The organism is Neobacillus sedimentimangrovi, assembly GCF_010614825.1.
In the GTDB taxonomy this organism is placed as follows: Bacteria; Bacillota; Bacilli; order Bacillales; family Cytobacillaceae; genus Neobacillus; species Neobacillus thermocopriae.
In genome coordinates, this window is sequence record NZ_JAAFZF010000104.1 from 1 (window position 1) to 819 (window position 819).

Sequence of the window (819 nt, forward strand, 5' to 3'; positions counted from 1 at the left end):
TTTCTGTAGACTTTTAAGCCCTTGGTTACTCCAATAGGAGTTTCCAAGGGTTCTGTGTAATATGGGACTTTTTGAGATTCGCCAATAACCTTTACGACTGTTCCCCCATTCATAAGCTTTCCATTCAGGAACTCCTAGTTTTATGAGGTTGCGTATCCTGGTCTTTGAGGTCTTCCAGTTTTTCCATAAACACATCCGGAGTCTTCGTCGAATCCAGCCATCCAAATCTTCAAAGATACTCTTTGTGTCTGCTAATGCAAAATATCCACACCATCCAAGTAGATATTGGTTAAGTTTCTTAATCCGATATTCCATTGGGTATGGCATTTTTCTTGACGTGATTTCTCGCACCTTTTTCTTCATTCGTTTTAGACTTTGCTTGGCAATCCGAACTTTTGGCTCTTTTGAAGGTGTAAAACTAAATCCTAGAAACTTTCGTTTCCATGGTCGGTCAACCGCAGATTTCTTCTCGTTGACTTTTAGACGAAGTTTTCCCTCAATAAATCGTTTGACACTAGCCATGGTTCTTTCACCAGCCCGTTTTGACTTCACGTAAATATTACAGTCATCGGCATAACGAACAAATTTATGCCCTCTTTTCTCTAATTCTTTGTCTAGTTCATCTAGTACAATATTCGAAAGTAAAGGGCTTAGGGGGCCACCTTGCGGCGTCCCTTCTTCTGTCCTAGATACCACACCATTAATCATGACACCAGCTTGTAGATATTTGCGGATTAGCTTCAATAGTGGCTTTTCTTTAATAGTCTTGGCTAATGTACTCATCAGCCTGTCATGATTCACTCGATCGAAGAACTTTTC

1 protein-coding gene is annotated in these 819 nt (G+C 40.3%); it reads right to left on the minus strand.

From position 1 onward, the window contains the following. On the minus strand, positions 1–819 hold an 819-nt coding region (locus GZA11_RS16395; protein ID WP_163184403.1), incomplete at both ends, for a reverse transcriptase domain-containing protein.